At 65.5% G+C, this 16,796-nt stretch carries 13 protein-coding genes; 3 read left to right on the top strand and 10 right to left on the bottom strand.

All coding sequences use genetic code 11. The features are described from left to right. The 5 genes from VFW04_13265 to VFW04_13245 all read right to left on the bottom strand — a co-directional run bounded on the left by VFW04_13265 (window position 1) and on the right by VFW04_13245 (window position 4,445). The gene (locus VFW04_13265; protein ID HEX5180297.1) at window positions 1-483 is read right to left on the bottom strand and encodes an SgcJ/EcaC family oxidoreductase; all 483 of its coding nucleotides are present in this window, start codon (window positions 481-483) and stop codon (window positions 1-3) included. A gap of 724 nt (window positions 484-1,207) precedes the next feature. Beyond that, window positions 1,208-1,915 carry a hypothetical protein gene (locus VFW04_13260; GenBank protein HEX5180296.1) on the bottom strand — a complete coding sequence of 236 codons (708 nt, stop codon included), beginning with the start codon at window positions 1,913-1,915 and terminating at the stop codon, window positions 1,208-1,210. A 523-nt stretch (window positions 1,916-2,438) separates the two neighbouring features. Next, window positions 2,439-2,858 (bottom strand): hypothetical protein, encoded by a 420-nt coding sequence (locus VFW04_13255; GenBank protein HEX5180295.1) that lies wholly within the window; start codon window positions 2,856-2,858, stop codon window positions 2,439-2,441. A gap of 144 nt (window positions 2,859-3,002) precedes the next feature. Next, entirely contained in the window at window positions 3,003-3,812 is an 810-nt protein-coding gene (locus VFW04_13250) for a class I SAM-dependent methyltransferase (protein ID HEX5180294.1), read from the bottom strand. A 45-nt stretch (window positions 3,813-3,857) separates the two neighbouring features. Continuing rightward, entirely contained in the window at window positions 3,858-4,445 is a 588-nt protein-coding gene (locus tag VFW04_13245; GenBank protein HEX5180293.1) for a Nif3-like dinuclear metal center hexameric protein, read from the bottom strand. On the opposite strand from VFW04_13245, the gene VFW04_13240 reads away from it, so the two are divergent. Next, window positions 4,418-4,645 (top strand): hypothetical protein, encoded by a 228-nt coding sequence (locus VFW04_13240; protein HEX5180292.1) that lies wholly within the window; start codon window positions 4,418-4,420, stop codon window positions 4,643-4,645. The genes VFW04_13245 and VFW04_13240 overlap by 28 nt on opposite strands. 185 nt (window positions 4,646-4,830) lie before the next feature. On the opposite strand, the gene VFW04_13235 is transcribed toward VFW04_13240, so the two are convergent. The 4 genes from VFW04_13235 to VFW04_13220 form a co-directional block, all read right to left on the bottom strand. Beyond that, on the bottom strand, window positions 4,831-5,589 hold the full coding sequence (locus VFW04_13235; protein HEX5180291.1) for an SDR family oxidoreductase: 759 nt from the start codon (window positions 5,587-5,589) through the stop codon (window positions 4,831-4,833). Window positions 5,590-5,900: 311 nt separating this feature from the next. Beyond that, window positions 5,901-6,911: an integron integrase gene (locus tag VFW04_13230; protein HEX5180290.1), complete on the bottom strand. Its 1,011-nt coding sequence runs from the start codon at window positions 6,909-6,911 to the stop codon at window positions 5,901-5,903. A 75-nt stretch (window positions 6,912-6,986) separates the two neighbouring features. Then, complete coding sequence (locus tag VFW04_13225; GenBank protein HEX5180289.1) at window positions 6,987-9,608, bottom strand: sugar phosphate nucleotidyltransferase; 2,622 nt, start codon at window positions 9,606-9,608, stop codon at window positions 6,987-6,989. A 9-nt stretch (window positions 9,609-9,617) separates the two neighbouring features. After that, on the bottom strand, window positions 9,618-11,615 hold the full coding sequence (locus VFW04_13220) for an enterotoxin (GenBank protein HEX5180288.1): 1,998 nt from the start codon (window positions 11,613-11,615) through the stop codon (window positions 9,618-9,620). A gap of 26 nt (window positions 11,616-11,641) precedes the next feature. On the opposite strand from VFW04_13220, the gene VFW04_13215 reads away from it, so the two are divergent. Continuing rightward, window positions 11,642-13,588: a beta-galactosidase family protein gene (locus VFW04_13215; protein HEX5180287.1), complete on the top strand. Its 1,947-nt coding sequence runs from the start codon at window positions 11,642-11,644 to the stop codon at window positions 13,586-13,588. A 179-nt stretch (window positions 13,589-13,767) separates the two neighbouring features. Then, window positions 13,768-15,366, top strand: a complete 1,599-nt coding sequence (locus tag VFW04_13210) for a hypothetical protein (GenBank protein HEX5180286.1) — start codon at window positions 13,768-13,770, stop codon at window positions 15,364-15,366. A 115-nt stretch (window positions 15,367-15,481) separates the two neighbouring features. Here VFW04_13210 and pepT read toward each other — a convergent pair whose 3' ends face one another. After that, a complete protein-coding gene (gene pepT / locus VFW04_13205; GenBank protein ID HEX5180285.1) occupies window positions 15,482-16,744 on the bottom strand; it encodes a peptidase T in 1,263 nt (420 codons plus the stop codon). Window positions 16,745-16,796 lie beyond the last annotated feature (52 nt).

Genomic DNA, 16,796 nt, shown 5'->3' with positions numbered 1-16,796 from the left:
TCACCGCGGATCGGGGACAGGTACCCCGGGTTTCACGTCGATATTGTGATAGGCCACGACCTTCCACTCGCCGGCCTGCTTGGCGAGAATCTGCAGCAAGCGCGTGCGCAAACGCCCACGCTGGTCGAAGGTCATGCCTGGACGGGCCTGCGTCACGCCGCTGACCGCCGTCAGCACTTCGACAACGGCGACATCGGCACCCAGGAAGCGGAGCGACACGATGTCCTGCTGCAACGTCGTGTGCTTGAAAATGCCTTTGAAGATGGTCTCGTGCTGGTGGAGAAAGCCGGCATAGCCGGTGAAGTACTGGCCGCGGATGTTCGTGAACGTTGCGTTAGGCGCGAGGTGACGCGAATAGGCGGTCGCATCGCCATGATCCCAGGCCGTGATCTCATCGTGGACAACGCCGCGGACGGCCGCGGTGTCGGCGGCGGTCTGTGCCGAGAGCCGCGGGCCGAGTACGCCAAGTGACAGACCGACCATCGTTGCGGCGAAACGCGGGCCTTGCCAGCGTCGCGTCACCGCGCGCCGACTGTCCGCCGACGGCGCGCTTGGGACGCGTGACGCGCCGAGAGCGGCGAATCGGCTCCTCGTGTCGGCTGCATCCATGACGAAGACCCCCTCTGTCGCGGTGTAACCGGTGTCGGCCGCCTAACGCCAGAGTCGAGCTGCAAGGACATCTCATTGTCGTTTGCGGCGCAGCTCCAAGCTGTTCAATAACTTCCGTTTGCCAGGCGGCGGCGGACGGGATCGTTTTCGCCGTCTAGGTCGCTCCTCTGGACCGCATCGAGGAATTGGAACATAGCCCTGCTGATCCGTCCAAAGGCCGCCCGGGACTCGAACCCGGCCAAGGTTCCGGCGCCCAATAACGTGCGTGGGAATCGAACCCACTGCGCCGGCCTTCCTCGGGACAACCACGTCGCGGCATCTCAATAGTACATGAAACCGAGGCGCAACAATTGTCTGGCTAACGCTCCGGCTCTGCTGCAAAGGAATCCCGAATGCGAGAAAGACAACAGAACTGGAGCCAGAACGAGTGCGCTTTGGGCTCGGTAAACCCGTGTCCAGTCCACGATGGGCCCGAGACGATCGTGGTCGAGCCAAACTCTTTCACGTCCGTCATCAATCGTCCTTCCGATGATTCGTGTGAGTTAGGCGCGGAGAGCGGGCGCCGCTTCGTCATCGTCAACGATTCGTTAGGCTGCGCTCAACGGGGCACGGCCTTCGTGATGAGCGCCTGCATGAGCGCCGTCGCCGCCGCCAGGACCGGCGCCGCTCGCGCGTCTCCGCGGAATACGCCGACCGGCCCCTGCCCGAAGTGTAGTCCGCTGGGCGTTAGGATGCTGATGCGCGCCTCGCCCGGTGGCAGCGGAGGCCGTACACCCGCCCACGGGCCGATCGGTCCGACGAGGGCGCGGCCCGCTGCCAGCAGCGCGTCGACCGCAGCGTCGAGCGAGGCGTCGGGATGCTCCCAGACGACGGCCCCGCCACCGTGGCTCAGGAAGCGCGCCGAACGGTCCTCGTACGCGGCGAGCGTGTCGAGCCCCGCCGGCGTCGGCATGTCGACGACGACGCCGTAGACGTGCTTCGCCTCCGTGGGCGGCGGGTCCTGGCCCAGGTCGCGGAGCGCATGCCACGCCTGGACGCGGTGACGCGATTCGAGCCCCGGCTGGCGCACGATCTCGGCGAGCGCGTTCCGGGCGCCGGTCACGTCGCCCCGCTCGCGCCGCGCGAGCGCGTCGGCGAATCGCGTCCACGGCTCCCCGGTCCGGGGCGCGTCGCCGCCGGGCGCCCACGCCTCCAGCGGATAGTCGCCGAACAGGAGCTCGCGCAGCGGGTGCCCCGCTGTGGGCGGGGCCGGCGGAGCGGACCGCGCTGCCGGCGACGCGGGCTTCTTCCGGAACCATCCTAACATGGAGTGTCTCCTGATCTCCTGCCGCCTAACGCCAAGTGCACCCGCAACCGCTCAGCCTACACGCGCTAAGATGGTCGACGTGAGACTATGCTCGTGCGGAATCTCTACGCGCGAGCAACGATATACATGTCGCCGCCGAAGGCCGGCCAGATCAGGCGGTTCAGCGACGACACCGAGCCACGTGCGCGAGACCTGCGCAGAGGGACCCGGACCGAAGATCTCAGCGAGGGAACGCGCAAGTTCGTGACGACCGGCCTGGCCATTCTCGTCGTCCAGGGAGGCCTCATCAACGAGGGCGCTGAGGGCCGACCAGTCATGCGCATCCAGCGCACGGCAGAACACCTGCGCGCTTTCGTTCGCCTCAACTGCTCCGGTCGCAAAGTCGGTCATTGGTCATCACGCCCCATGCATTAGTCAACGCCTCAGTTCAGCCGCGGCCGATTTCACAACTTGCGAGCCCAGCGAGCTAACGCAGTCGCACGTTCAGTCGGCAACGTACGTTAGGCCTCAGCCGGTTTGAGTCTCAGGGTGAAAGCCACGGATCACGTGCGACGCGGTCATCAACGACAATCGCGTAAAGCCCAGCCCAGTTCCGCTGCCATCGCCAACCCTGCTTCGCGCCAGGAGCATTTGACTCGATGAAGTCGGCGACGTCATTGGGATCGAGTGGATGAGTGCAGCGTGGGCATCGAGGTACCGCACCGGCAGTAAAGCGGCCGCCGCACGCGCACGATCGCAGGAACGGCTCGATATCTGCGCTGATGCGCTGATGCAACTCGAGGTGCGCCGCCTGAGGAATGTCCGCGTACCAGCCATCAAGGAGGGCGGTCATGCCGCAACGGTCGCAATACGCATAGGCGGATTCGTTGAACCCATTGTGTATGAGGCGATAGGCGAATGGTGCCGCGCACTCAGCGCAATGACCGACAGCCAGCTCCGCCATGGCGTACCGTTTGAGGCCTAACGCCGAGCTAAGCGCTGAGCGGCCAGCCCACGAGCACGATGATGCTGACCAATCACGGTACCCGCCAGGCACCGAGCACTGATGACTTCCGCATTAGTCGCACTCATCCGCTTCAGCAATTCGTTAGGCCGCGGAAATCGGCTTGCGGGCGACCACCCAATCATGTTCGACCGCGAAACTATGGATGTGACGCCACGTGCCGTAGCGTACGGTTTCGATCGCCAGCCCCGCCTCACGCAGGGTCTTCAAGGCGTAAACTTCGTCGTAGGCCAAGCCTTCCGTCGGGTGCTCCCGCGAGAAGCTTACATACGGCCCGTGCCGGTACTGCAGATCAAAGATGGTCGTTTCCGCTTCGACAGCCGCGCGCGCCTCGTCGTTCATCAAGAGGTAGCTGACCAGACACCGGCCGCCGGGTCGCAGGACACGCCGGAGTTCTCTAACGTACGCTGCGACATCCTCTGGGAGGAGATGCGTGAACACGGAACTCAATAGGGCGACATCGACACTTCCCGGTTCGCAGGGGAATCGAATCGCCGCGGCCGGCCACCTCCCTTCCGGATGGTAGGAGGCATTGTGGACATCGACGTGCCTGAAATGGAAGTTTGGATATTGCGCTGTGATGTGAGTGTGGCACCACTGAATTAGCCCAGCGACCGGATCGAAGCCGACGTAGCTACCGGAGTGCGAAAGATATTCGGTTAACGGGAGCGCGACCCGCCCACTACCGCAGCCGACATCGAGCACCGCGTGATCGGGGCGGAGTTCGCAGAGGGAAGTTAGCAGCGCCAGGGTCTCCCTTCCCGATTGGAGAAAGGTTTCCGCATCGGCGAACGGTCCGACCGCTACGCGAAGGCCCTCTGGTGGCACCGGCAGCTGGCGATTCTCTCGTCTAGGTGTCAGCCTAACGCCCGATCGAACCCGCGGGCGAATCATAACGAGCCGACCCGAGCGAGGCAATCACTCGCTCGCCCGGCAGGTTCAGCCTTCGTTAGGTGACAGGCGACCATGTTCGATCGGGGCTTGGCCACCGCCGGTTATAAACGCGGCCTCTCGTATCTCTCGGTACTCAAGCCCGAGCGCCGCCGCGACCGATTCTACAAAGTGGCACACGCCTGGAAACTCCGTCGCATTGTGCGACGCGAGAACGAGGGACAGCCGCTGCTCGCGCGCAAAGAGTTCGGTGTAGAGCGAGCCTTCGCCAGTGAAGAAGGTGTCACACCCCAGCGCCATGGCTTGGGCCAGGTACGCTGTGCTGCCGCCCCCTCCAGGGGCGACGGCAACGCGCTGGAAGTCGGAGGCGTTGGGCCACGCACGCACCGGGGTTATCAGGCGTTCCGCAACGAGAGCCGTCCAAGCATCGAACGTCATTGACGGCGCCAAGCCGACGATGAGATCATCCTGGCCTTCGCGCTCGATGGTGAGATCGACGAGCCGCGCGAGAACGGAGCCGACACTAGGAGTAGCCGCACGATCAAGGGCTTCGTGCGCCGCGTAGAGCGAGAGATTCCCGCCCGCCTCAGACGCTCGAGCTTCGGCGCATGGAGATCGAGATCGATGGAGGCCCATGGCGCGTGATGGACGAAGAGGCAATCGACCCCGCCTTCAATCGCGGCGTCGATGGTGGCGAACGATGTATTGAGCGCGGCCCCAATGCACCGGACGGGCGAGCGACCGCGGACGAGGAGGCCGTTGCCGGTTGCGTCGGCATAAGTGCTCGTCCGGAGCATCGTCTCCAAATGAGCGAGGAGCTCATCAAGGGTACTTGACGGCGTCATGCGAGATCGTTGATCTGCATAGGATGCGTGTGTGATTTAACGCCCAAGTTCAGCTGCGAACGAGTCAAATAAGAGCGCATGCGAAGCATGCGCAATCCTTCAATCGTTCGTCAGCTGCAACGTTTGTTAGGCCGCAGGCGCGAAGCTGGCGGCGGAACGCACAGTGTCGGCCGGGCTCACGGCCGGAACGCGGCGGGGTCGAACTCATTCGCAACGATGCGCCGGTCATGGACGCCTGCGGCACGGTCCGACGCGAGCCATACAATCGGCGGGCCCATCACCGCTGGGTCCAGCAGGCGCGCGCGAACGTTTGCAGGGACGTCGTCGGGCACCATCCCCGTGTCCGTCCCGCGCCCACCGGGAAGAAGCATATTGACTGTCACGGATGTCTCCGCGAGGTCAGCCGCCATCACGCGCGATAGTGCCTCGACGCCAGCCCCAGCTGGCCCATACGGCACGAAGCCGCGGCGGATCATCGTCTCCTCATTCATCGAGATATTCACCACACGCCCGCCGCCCTGTTGGAGCATCATTGGCACTATCGCGCGCGCCATCAGAAAGCAGCCGACAACCTTCGTCTCCATGACGTCGCGGAAGCCGGCTGGCGTCACCTCCCAAAACGGCTGGGGCTCGGTCAGAAAGCGCGGATTGACTGTCCGCATGCCGATCCCAGCGTTGTTCACCAGCATGTCGATACCGCCCCAGGCCTCGGTCGCGCGCGCGACGCACGCGGCCACCGAGTGCTCGTTCCGGACATCCAATGCCGACGAGACCGCGCCGGGCCGGAGGGCGCGCGCAACAGCGGCGGCGCGCTCCTCGTTGCGGCCCGTCACCAGGACACGCGCACCGGCGGCGGCGAGGGCCGTCGCCATCGCCGCGCCGAGGCCACTCGTGGCGCCGGTTATTAGAACACGAATACCATTCAGAGGAGTCATAGCGTCCGCTGTGGCTGACGCACAACACGCCATGCGTGCCGATCCTGCGTATGTTACGGCCTAACTATATATCCCTGCTGCGTGTCAAAGTTGTCGATTGTCTTACGCAACTGCGTTATGCTGCGGACTTTTTGCTTATGCCGCAAGGCTCCGCTGCCTAAATATACGCACGGAGGCCGACTGCAACGTGATCGAGTTGGCTGATCAGCAGTTAGAGGCGTTCAAGAAAGCGTGCGCCGATAGTTAGGCTGCGAAGCCGCGCGAAAGAATCAACGCGGTGGTGAAAAAAGCGCCGAGCGTCGGTGGGAGCGCTAGAGGCGATCGGCGGGGCTCCGAACGCCAAGTCCACCGCGATTCAGCACGTGCGTGTACCGCATCGTCATCTGCACACTCGCGTGGCCGAGCAACTTCTGCACCGTGCGGATATCCGAACCCGACTCGAGTAGATGCGTCGCGAACGAGTGACGAAGGCTGTGGCACGTCGCACGCTTGACCAGGCCGAGCTCGTTCACGGCCCGCTTGAACGCTCGCTGCACGACGGTGGGATGGAGATGATGACGACGACGGGCTCCGTCTGAGTCAACAAACGTCCGCGTCGCCGGGAACGCGTACCACCAGCTCCACGACGCGTCCGCGTTCGGATCCTTTCGCAGGTACGAGACGCTCACCCCGTCCACTTTGACACCGGCTTTCCGGTCACGCCGGAACACTCCCAATCCGTCTCGAAGACGCCGCGCGAGAAGCGGTCGAGTCACTTCCGCCAGCGGCGTGCGCCGATCCTTCCTTCCCTTTCCCTGACGAACCACGATCTCGCCGCGATCGAGATCGATGTCCTTCACCCGCAAAGAGACACATTCGGTTAGACGCAGACCGCTGCCGTACATCAGCAATGCGCAAAGTTGCGCGTCGCCATGGAGACGGCGCAGGATAAGCTTCACTTCTCTCGGTGAAAGCACCACCGGCAGGAACCGTGTTCGGCGCGCAGGCGTGATTCCGTCGACGCGCGGCAGCGGTGTGTGCAGCACGGCCTCGTACAGGAAGACCAAGGCAGCCAACGCCTGGTTCTGTGTGCTGGCCGCCACGCGCTGCTCGACGGCAAGGTGCGAGAGAAACTGACGCACGCATTCGGCGCTCAGCTCTCGGGGATGTCGTCGGCCGTGAAAGCGGATGTACGCCACGATCCAGTGGCAGTATGCTGCCTCCGTCCGCGGACTGTATCGGCGCTCGCGCATCCTGCGCCGCACCATCTCCATGAATCGAAAGCGACGCGCCGAATCGGGCGCCGCGCTGAGCTGCGAATCTGGAATGCGAGGAGGCGTCATGCCGCCACACGATGGCTCGACCGCGCTCGGCGCCATCATCAAATCATTTCCGCTCAAACCCCAGGGCGTCCCAGGCTACGGCGTCACGTCCACGCTCGCGAGCGCGGCCGCCACGCGCGGAATGTCCGAGCGGCGCGAAAGGTCGAGCACCGGCCCGTCCACAGGAACCACCGAGAACCGCATGCCTAACACATCGATGGCGTACTGGACCGCGAGCGGCAACTCGAGCTCGCCGCGCGGCGAGGGCTGCACGTCGCGACAGGCGCGGAAAAACTCGGACGTCAGTCGCCACACATTCATGCTCACCGGGAGCGAGCGATCGAGTCGCGCGTACGCCGCGGCATCGGGCTTCTCGATCACCCGGCGCAGCGTGCCATCCGTCGCGACGTCCAGCATCGCGTACGCGGCGATGCGCTCCGCCGGAATGGAGCCGTCGCGCAGCAGACCATCGCGCGAGAACCCGATCGCCGCCGGTCCGCGCGTGGTCCGCAGGCGTGCCAGCGCCTCGACAGGATAGTAGTTGTCGGCGTTGAGCACCACGAACGGCTCGCCCCGCGTAAAGTCGTGCGCGGCGAGCACCGCGTCGGCCGTTCCGATCGGCGCCGACTGCACGGCGAACGCAATCCGCACTCGCGTGGGCGGCGCCGTGCGCGTGTAGTATTCGCGAATCGCATCGGACTCCGGCGCGACGACGAGACACACGTCGGTGAATCCGGCGTCGGCGAGCGCGCTCACCACGTAGTCGAGAAAGGGCCGGCCGACCGGAATCATTGCCTTCACCCCGGCATCCGCCGCCGCTACCTGGGCCACGCCTAACGCAACGCCGTCATCCGCTTCGCGCATGCGCGTGCCCATCCCCCGCGCGAGGATCACCGCCTTCGTGCACTCGTGCTCGGCGGCCACGGCCGAGGTGTCGGCGCCCGCCATCTTGGGGCGGTCGGCCGACCAGATACGGCGCACGACGCGCCACAGCACCGCGCCGCTCACCACGAACGCGACCAGCCAGATGGCGGATTGCGTTAGGCGCCCATATACCACACTGCCGGTGCCGAACAACCCCGCGTACACGAAGACCACGCCGGCGGTCCAGCCGAGCATCATCTGCGGCAAACTGTCCGGCGAAGGAGCGATGCGAGACGCCGCTCGGATTCTATTCCATCCCGGGCCCGACGGTCGCGTGAGCTCGTAGAACCGGAGCAGCGTCGCATCGTCGGCCGGCGCGGTGAGCAGCGTGACCGAGATCCACACCACCGTCGTGACCGCCACGGTCGCGAGCAGCGGCACGGGATCGGCGACCTGCGCGCCTAACTTCCGCGCCGCGAAGAACGCGATCGAGACCGCGAACGACGACACCATCGCCGAGATCTCGCTCCACGCGTTGACCCGCCACCAATACCATCGCAGCAAGTAAATGAGACCCGTGCCAGCGCCCACCGACAACAACAGCTGAAACGCCTCGCTCGCCGTCGACAGCAACAGCGTAAACGCGCCCGCGGCGATCATCAGAATCGCGGTGAGCGACCGCGATGCCCAGAGATAATGCCGCTCGCTCTTCCCCGGAGCGACGAACCGCTGATAAAAATCGATGATCAGGTACGACGAGCCCCAGTTGAGATGGGTCTCCATCGTCGATCGATACGCGGCGAAGAGCGCGGCAATGATGAGCCCCTTCATCCCCACCGGCAACAGCGTGAGCATTGCCGGGTAGGCAAGATCGTTGCCGATGAGCGCCGGCTCGACGTGCGGCATCGCGCGGTGGATGTCGCCTAACGTCGGGAAGACCAGCATCGAGCACAGCGCAACGATGATCCATGGCCATGGCCTGAGCGCGTAGTTGGCGACGTTGAACCAGAGCGTGGCGCCAAGCGCGTGCCGCTCGTTGCGCGAGGCGAGAATGCGTTGGGCAATGTAGCTGCCGCCGCCCGGCTCCGAACCCGGATACCACACCGACCACCACTGGATGGTGAGCGGGATGACGAGCACGCTCAACGTGAGCGACGTGTCCGAAAAATCCGGCAGCAGGTTGAGCGTTTTCGGGCTGATCTTGGTGAGCATGCCGGTGAGTCCGCCAACCTGTGGCTGCTGGAGCGCCACCACCGCCGCGGCAATCACACCGATCATCGCCAGCGCGAACTGCACCATATCGGTGGTGAGCACACCCCACAGCCCGGAGATGGACGCGAAGAGCACGCACGCCGTGCCGGCAATCACCACCGTTTCGAGCCGGTCCCACCCCAACATCACGTTCGCGATCTTGATCGCGGCGAGCGTGACCGTCGACATGATCATGATGTTGAAGAACAGCCCGAGATAGACGGCGCGGAATCCGCGCACGAGCGCGGCCGGTTTCCCCGCGTAGCGCAGCTCGTAGAACTCGAGGTCGGTGAGCACCCCCGACCGGCGCCACAGTTGGGCATAGAAGAACACCGTGGCCATTCCCGTGAGGAGGAAGGCCCACCACACCCAGTTGTAGGACACGCCGTGCGAGCGCACGAAGTCCGTGACCAGGTTAGGCGTATCGGTGCTGAAGGTGGTGGCGACCATCGACGTGCCGACGAGCCACCACGGCGCCGACTGCCCCGACGCAAAGAATTCAGCGAGCCCGGATTGCGACCGCCGGATGTAGAAGAACGCCGGCAGGTAGCACAGGCCGAGGCTGACCGCGACGATGATCCAATCGAGCGTGGTGAGCCGCACGTCAAACGCTCATCGCGGTGCGCACTCGAGTGTCAGCACCTCGAACGGGCCAAGCGAAAACCGATGCGCATCTCCGGCGCGAAGCTCGAGGGCCGCTCGCCCGCTGTCGGCGGCCCATGGGCTAACGCCAGCGTACCGCCGCGGCGCTCCATCCGGCAGCTCGAAGGCCTGCGCGACATCGATTGCGATGTTTTGCGCCGCGTTCGACGGATTGCGCAGCGTGAGAATCCCCTTCCTCGCCGACCACGATGCCCAACCGTAGGGCTCCAGCCGCTGCGGATCTCCGCCCACCCAGTGCGTGTCGACGAGTGTCCCCGCGTTGGCCCGCGACCACTTCGCGCATTCGGCGATCGTGTCCCAGTCACCAGATGAGAGGAGCGCCGGCGTGACGTACATTTCCTGCAGCTGCGTGCCGGTGCCGAAGTAGCTGCGCACTTCGCTCGGGAAATCGTTGCCCGGATCGGTCATCAGGTTGTGCGCCTGCTTCGCGTAAATCATTCCATGCAGCATGAGCGAGTTCATCGGGAAGAGCGCGCCGGCGCGCACGACGTGGTCGTACGTGTCCGAGTCTCGGTACGTGATCCATCGCTGCCGCGACGACCCGACGCCGGCGAAATCGTGGTCGTCGCCGCCGCGCCAGATCGAGTCGGCGTAGCGCAGCCAGAACGGCGACGGATATGTGCCGGTCGTGAGATTCACGTAAAGATCGGGCTCGAGCGCGCGCAGCTCGCCGATGAGATGAATCGCGGCGTCGAAATCGCTGTCGAACGGACTGCCGGGACTCGTGCTCGATGCGTCGCCCGTGCCGTCGATCTTGAACTGGTTGACGCCGTACCTGCGAACCATGTCCACGCAGGTGTCGCGGAAGCGCTTGTAATAGATGGGGCCGGACAGCGCGAAGCCATCTGCGTTAGTCTCGAAGCCGTGTTGCTTGCCGTACGCCAGCCGCTCCTGGCGCGGCTTCCCGTAGCCGCCCCAGGGAGAGAGCCACACGCCGGGCGCCGCGCCATAGCGATGCGTGGCCGCGGCGACGTTCGTGAATCCGTCCGGGAAGCCCGCGTTGAAGTGCCACAGCGTGGTTGGGTCGTCCCAGCCGTCGTCGAACAGAAAGCTGTCGAGCGTCACCCCGCGCCGCTCGTGGAGCTCGGCGCCTAACGCAGTGATCGCGCCCAACGCATCGGCTTCGCTGTAGCGGTTGAAGTAGCCGATGTCGTACCACGAGTTGTAGTGCAGAAACGTCCGGTACGGGTGCGCGCGCTCGCGCTCGACGTACGCCAGGAAATCGCGGCGCAGCTGCCCCGGACGCGTCACGCCCACGACGCAGCTGAGGTCGAAGGTTGTTCCCGGCCGGAGCGGCAACGTGCGCGTGGCGCGGCACCGCACGTCGTCGCCGTCCACGACATTGTCGGCGAGCGGATGCTCGATCGCCACGTAGGCGTTGCCGATCACCACCGGCGTGCCGCGCACGGTGCCGGGCGTCATCGCGTTGGGCGCACGCACCGCGTACATCGTCACGGCGCGCAGCGGCACGTCGCTGCCTAACGCCCGCAGCGCGAGCTCCTGGCGGATGTACGCGCTGCCGTGGCGCAGCTCGGCGCGCCACACGGCCTCGATCCGGCCGCCGCCATCGCGCAGCCGCACGGTCACCCTCCGGCCGCCTACACGCTCGGCGGCACGCGACGCGGCCGGCGCGCCTGCGACCACCTCGGTGATCGGCGGCGCTGCAATGCGCATATCGGCCGCGTCGAGCGTGGTCTTGTCCGCGAACGCAAGCGTGAAGACTTGCGCGGGCACGGGCAGCGCGGTCTTGTTGACGCCGTCGGTGAAACGCGCCGGGCGCAGCGAGCCGCCGGTTGTGGTCCAGATAGCCGAGATGGCATCGTTGCCCAGCGAGATCTCGTCCGCCCCGGCAGCCGCGCGCCCCACGCCTAACGCAAGCGCGCCGGCGCCGAGCATCAGGCCGCCACTCCGCTCGAGAAAGGCGCGGCGGGTGACGGACGCGGACACGGATAGACGATCGGGGTCGACTGCCAATGCGCAACACTCGAAGGATTCGTCGTGGCGAGACTATCGCCCCAGCCACGCATCGTCAATGGAGGCGGACGCGCGACGCGGCGCTCGCGCGCTGGAGCCGCGGCGCGCGCCGCGGCCTCGCCGCACTGTGTCTGATCGGACTCTACGGCGCGTCGCCGAACGTCGTAGCGACCGAACGCGCCGCCCACACCTTTGCGATCGGCCGAGGCGCGTTCCTGCTCGACGGCAAGCCGTTCCAGATCATCGCCGGCGAGATGCATTACGCGCGAATCCCGCGCGAATACTGGCGGCATCGCCTGCGGATGGCGAAGGCGATGGGGCTCAACACCATCGCGACGTACGTCTTCTGGAACTATCACGAGCGCGCGCCCGGCGTATTCGACTTCCACACCGGCAATCGCGATCTCGCCGAGTTCGTTCGCGAAGCACAACAGGAAGGGCTGTGGGTGATTCTGCGGCCCGGCCCCTACGTGTGCGCCGAATGGGACTTCGGCGGCATTCCATCGTACCTGCTGCGCTCGCCGGCCGCGCGCGTGCGCAGCAACGATCCCCGGTACCAGCGCGCGGCCCAACGCTACCTGCGTGCGTTAGGCGGCCAGATCAGGCCGCTGCTCGTGACGCACGGCGGACCCATTCTCATGGTCCAGGTGGAAAACGAGTACGGCTCGTTCGGCGCCGACTCCGCGTACAAGAATGCGACACGCCGCATGTTCGTGGATGCGGGCATCGATGCCCCGCTCTTCACGGCCGACGGCGCTGCCGAGCTGGCGAAGGGATCGATGCCCGGCGTGTTCGCCTCGGTGACCGGCGAGACCAACTACGACTCACTCGTCGCGCACGTCGAGCCATACAACCACGGCATGGGCCCGTACATGGTGGCGGAGTTCTATCCGGGGTGGCTCACGCACTGGGACGAGCCGTTGCCATCCACGCCGCTCTCGGGGTTCCTGCCGCAGTACGACAGCCTGCTGTCGCGCGGCGCGAGCGTGAGCCTGTACATGTTTCACGGCGGCACGAACTTCGGGTTCACGTCGGGCGCCAACTACACGACGACCGAGCCGATCGAGCCGAGCATGACCAGTTACGACTACGGCGCGCCGTTGTCGGAAGCCGGCTGGCCCAACGAGAAGTACTACGCCCTGCGCGACGTGATCCGCCGCCACGTGTCGTATCCGATTCCGGATGTTCCGGCGCGTTTGCCCGCGATCGCCATTCGGCGGTTTGGCCTAACGCAGGCCGCGGACATCCTGGACCTCGTCGCCCACACGGCGCCCGTGCGCGCGCCAGATCCGCTGTCGTTCGCCGATCTTGGACAGGCGCACGGCTACGTGCTCTACCGCCATCGGATGTCCGCCGCCGCCGATGGTATGCTGGCCGTGCCGGGCCTGCGCGACTTCGGCGAGGTGTTCGTGAACGGCCGCCGCGTTGCGACGCTCGCACGCCGCACGAGCGCGTTCACCGCCCGCCTGGACGTTCCCGCCGGCGCCCGCCTCGACATCTTCGTCGAGAACACGGGACACATCAACTATGGCCCGCTGCTCGTGGACGACCGCAAGGGCATCGTCGAGCCGGTCACGTTAGGCGGCGTGCGGCTCACCGGATGGGAAATGTTTGGCCTCCCATTCGATGTGCCGGCCCACGCCACAGGGCATTTCGCCGCCGAGAATCGCCCCAGCGTCTACCGAGGGTCCTTTACGATCGACAGCACCGGCGACACGTTTCTCGACATGCGCGGCTGGAAGCGCGGCATCGTCTTCGTGAACGGCATCAACCTCGGCCGCTACTGGCGCGTCGGACCGCAGCAGACGCTCTATCTGCCCGGCGTGTGGCTTCGCCGCGGCAGAAACGAGATTGAGGTGTTCGATCTCGAGGGACGGGTGGCCAACCCGAGCATTGCCGGCCTCAGGTCGGACAAGGTGGAACACGGCCAGACAAGGCCGGACTGACGGCGGCTAAAGAGGTCGCAAGTTTGTTTTTCTCCGGTCCTGTCCGGCCCTGTCCGGCCTTGTCCGGCTTAACTGCAGCGATCCGAGCCACCTCTTCGTTCTACTATCGTGACGACATCTGTCCATAATCATCGCCGTCGCTCGATCCCATCGTGAACCGGATACAAGGAGTGCCCGTCATGCGCACGAGTTTGGTGTTGTTCGGCACCGCCCTCTCGTTCCTGGCCGCCGGCTCTGCCGCGGCCCAACAACGGCAAGGACCACCGGGCCAGCGCCCTGGGGTCCAGCGACCCGCGATGCAGCGCGACAGCGCTGCGCCCGATTCGAATGTTGGCGTCGCGCCAGTCGAGCGCGTGTCGACGACGCAGCACACGATCACGGTGGATGGCAAACCGGTGGCGTACACGGCGCGCGCCGGCACCATGGTGCTGCGCGACTCCACGGGGAAACCCGCCGCGACCGTCTTCTACATTTCCTACACGAAGGATGGCGTCGATCCGGCCAACCGCCCGGTGACGTTCTTCTTCAACGGCGGTCCCGGCTCGGCGTCGATCTGGCTCGACGAAGGCATCATGAGCCCCAAGCATCCGGAGATGGGACCCGCAGGGTCTGAACCCGCGCCGCCCTACAACCTGGTCGACAATCCGAATACTCCGTTAGACGTGACCGACCTGGTGCAGGTGGACGCGATGATGACCGGGTATTCGCGCCCGGCACCCGGCGTCAAAGCCTCCGAGTTCACCGGCGCGGTGAACGACGTCGAGATGTTCGGCCAGTTCATCCGCGACTACCTCGACAAGTACGACCGCTGGGCATCGCCCAAGTATCTCTTTGGCGAGAGCTACGGCACGTTCCGCTCGGCCGGTCTGGCGAGCGAGCTGCAGGAGCGCGAGGGCATCGAGCTGAACGGGATCATGCTGTTGGGCACCGTGCTCGACTTCCAGTACATCTCGCAGGAGCCAACCAACGACATCGCGTACTCGACGTTCCTGCCGACGTACACGGCCACGGCATGGTATCACAAGAAGCTGCCGTCGGCCCTGCAGAGCGAGTCGCTCGAGCAGGTGGTGGCGCAGTCGCGCGAGTATGCGTTCGGCGACTACATGACCGCGCTGGCGAAGGGCAACGATCTCTCGCAATCCGAGCGGCAGGCGGTTGCGCAGAAGCTGTCGCAACTCACCGGCATCTCCGAGCAGTACTTGATGAACACGAACCTGCGCCTCGACGCCGGCAGCTTCCGCACCGAGCTGCTGCGCGACCAGCGCTTGATCATGGGCCGGTACGACACGCGCCTAACGGGAATCAACGGCAATGCGGCCAATCAGCGGCAGGACTACGATCCGTCCGACGTCGCGCCGTCGGGCGCCTTCATGGCGGCGTTCATGCGGTACCTGCACAACGATCTCAAGTACACGACCGACCTGCAGTACTACATGGGCGGCCACACCGGGCGCTGGGACTACAGCTCGCTCAACTCGCGCGGCTTCCCGAGCGAAGTCGAGTCGCTGCGTCTGGCGATGGCGAAAGATCCGTACCTGCACGTGATGGTCGGCGCGGGGTATTACGACACCGCGACGCCGTTCGCGAACGCCGAGTATACGTTCTCGCATCTGGGATTCGACCAGACGTACAAGGATCGCGTCCAGTTCAAGTACTACGAGAGCGGCCACATGGCGTACCTGAATCAGGCGTCCGCCAAGCAGCTCAAGTCGGACATCGCGAATTTCATTGCGTCGACGCAGCATCTGACGCCGGTCACGGCCCAGGCGACGCACTGAGCGGCGCCGGACTGCGATCCGCCTAACGGACGGCCTGCACGGCGAATCGCCCGGACGCGCACGACGCGTCCGGGCGATTCGTCGTTCGGGGGGTTCGCGCCGCGGCGGCGCGCCCTCAGACCTGCCGTTCCGCGACGAGCTGGACCAGGTGCACCAGCGTCTCCGTGGTTTTCTCGAGACCGCGCCGGGAGTTGAACTCGAGCTTGCTGTGAAACTCGTGGCCGCCGGTGAAGATGTTGGGACACGGGAGCCCGCGGAACGTCAAGCGCGACCCATCGGTGCCGCCGCGGATCGGTTTCAGGTATGGCGTTAGGCCGGCGCGCCGCGCCGCGTCCAGCGCCAACTGCGTGACGTGCGGGTGGTGTTGCAGCACTTCCTTCATGTTCTTGTAGTTCTCGCGGACGTCCATGGTCCATCTGACACCCGGATGATGCGACGCCGCATCCCGCGCCAACGTCCGCAGCAGCGCTTCCTTCGCCTCGAGGCCGTCCAGGTCGAAATCGCGAAGCAGGACCTTCACCGTGGACTGCTCGATGTCGAGCGACCCGATGTACGGATGCACGAAGCCCTCGCGCTCTTCGGTGGTCTCGGGCAGCATGTCGCGGGGCATACGCGCGAGGAAGTCGGCCATGGCGTACAGCGAATTCACCATCACGCCTTTCGCCGTGCCTGGATGCGCGCTCTTCCCGTGAAACGTCACGGTGGCCAGGCGCGCACTCCATGTTTCGTCGCTCACTTCGCCTAACGTACTGCCGTCCACCGTGTAGGCGAAATCGGCGCCGAAGGCGGCGACGTCGAACTGCTCGATCCCGGTCCCGATTTCTTCATCCGCGGTGAACGCCACGCGGACGCGCCCATGGGGCACGTCGGGATTGCGCAGCAGGACATCGACGAGCGTCATGATCGCGGCGACGCCGGCTTTGTCGTCGGAGCCCAGCAGCGTGGTGCCATCGCTGGTGATGATGTCGTCGCCGATCAGCTCGGCCAGCACCGGGTGCTGGTCCACGGTGATCACCTGCGTCGCATCGCCGGGGAGCACGATGTCGCCGCCCTGGTAGTTCCGATGGATGACCGGCGTCACGCCGGCCCCGCTCACCGCCGGCGACGTGTCGACGTGCGCGATGAAGCCGACGGTCCGGGCGCGCCTCACGTTAGGCAACGTCGACGGGATCGTCGCGTACACCATGCAGTGCTCGCTCACCGTCACCTCGGCGGCGCCCAGCTGCTCGAGCTCTGTCGCGAGCAGGTTCGCCAGCGTCCACTGCGAGCGGGTGCTCGGCGTCGTGTGCTGGTCTTCGCTCGACTGCGTATCGATGCGCACGTAGCGCAGAAAGCGATCGACGACGCTTTCGGTGGGTGGATGCAGGGGCGCAGGCATGCGTGCCGTGGGTGTGGGTGATTGCATGCGGAAGTCTACTCCCTGCCGCACC

The sequence above is a fragment of the Gemmatimonadaceae bacterium genome (assembly GCA_036273715.1).
Taxonomy (GTDB): domain Bacteria; phylum Gemmatimonadota; class Gemmatimonadetes; order Gemmatimonadales; family Gemmatimonadaceae; genus JADGGM01.
Note: the sequence above shows the minus strand (reverse complement) of the source record. Positions and strands in the feature narration are given on the sequence as shown.

Excerpts from the sequence above, each read along its gene's own strand:
- VFW04_13265 (HEX5180297.1), bottom strand. The coding sequence starts at position 483 with ATGGTCGGTCTGTCACTTGGCGTACTCGGCCCGCGGCTCTCGGCACAG.
- VFW04_13260 (HEX5180296.1), bottom strand. The coding sequence starts at position 1,915 with ATGTTAGGATGGTTCCGGAAGAAGCCCGCGTCGCCGGCAGCGCGGTCC.
- VFW04_13255 (HEX5180295.1), bottom strand. The coding sequence starts at position 2,858 with ATGGCGGAGCTGGCTGTCGGTCATTGCGCTGAGTGCGCGGCACCATTC.
- VFW04_13250 (HEX5180294.1), bottom strand. The coding sequence starts at position 3,812 with ATGATTCGCCCGCGGGTTCGATCGGGCGTTAGGCTGACACCTAGACGA.
- VFW04_13240 (HEX5180292.1), top strand. The coding sequence starts at position 4,418 with ATGGAGATCGAGATCGATGGAGGCCCATGGCGCGTGATGGACGAAGAG.
- VFW04_13245 (HEX5180293.1), bottom strand. The coding sequence starts at position 4,445 with ATGGGCCTCCATCGATCTCGATCTCCATGCGCCGAAGCTCGAGCGTCT.
- VFW04_13235 (HEX5180291.1), bottom strand. The coding sequence starts at position 5,589 with ATGACTCCTCTGAATGGTATTCGTGTTCTAATAACCGGCGCCACGAGT.
- VFW04_13230 (HEX5180290.1), bottom strand. The coding sequence starts at position 6,911 with ATGACGCCTCCTCGCATTCCAGATTCGCAGCTCAGCGCGGCGCCCGAT.
- VFW04_13215 (HEX5180287.1), top strand. The coding sequence starts at position 11,642 with ATGCGCAACACTCGAAGGATTCGTCGTGGCGAGACTATCGCCCCAGCC.
- VFW04_13210 (HEX5180286.1), top strand. The coding sequence starts at position 13,768 with ATGCGCACGAGTTTGGTGTTGTTCGGCACCGCCCTCTCGTTCCTGGCC.
- pepT (HEX5180285.1), bottom strand. The coding sequence starts at position 16,744 with ATGCCTGCGCCCCTGCATCCACCCACCGAAAGCGTCGTCGATCGCTTT.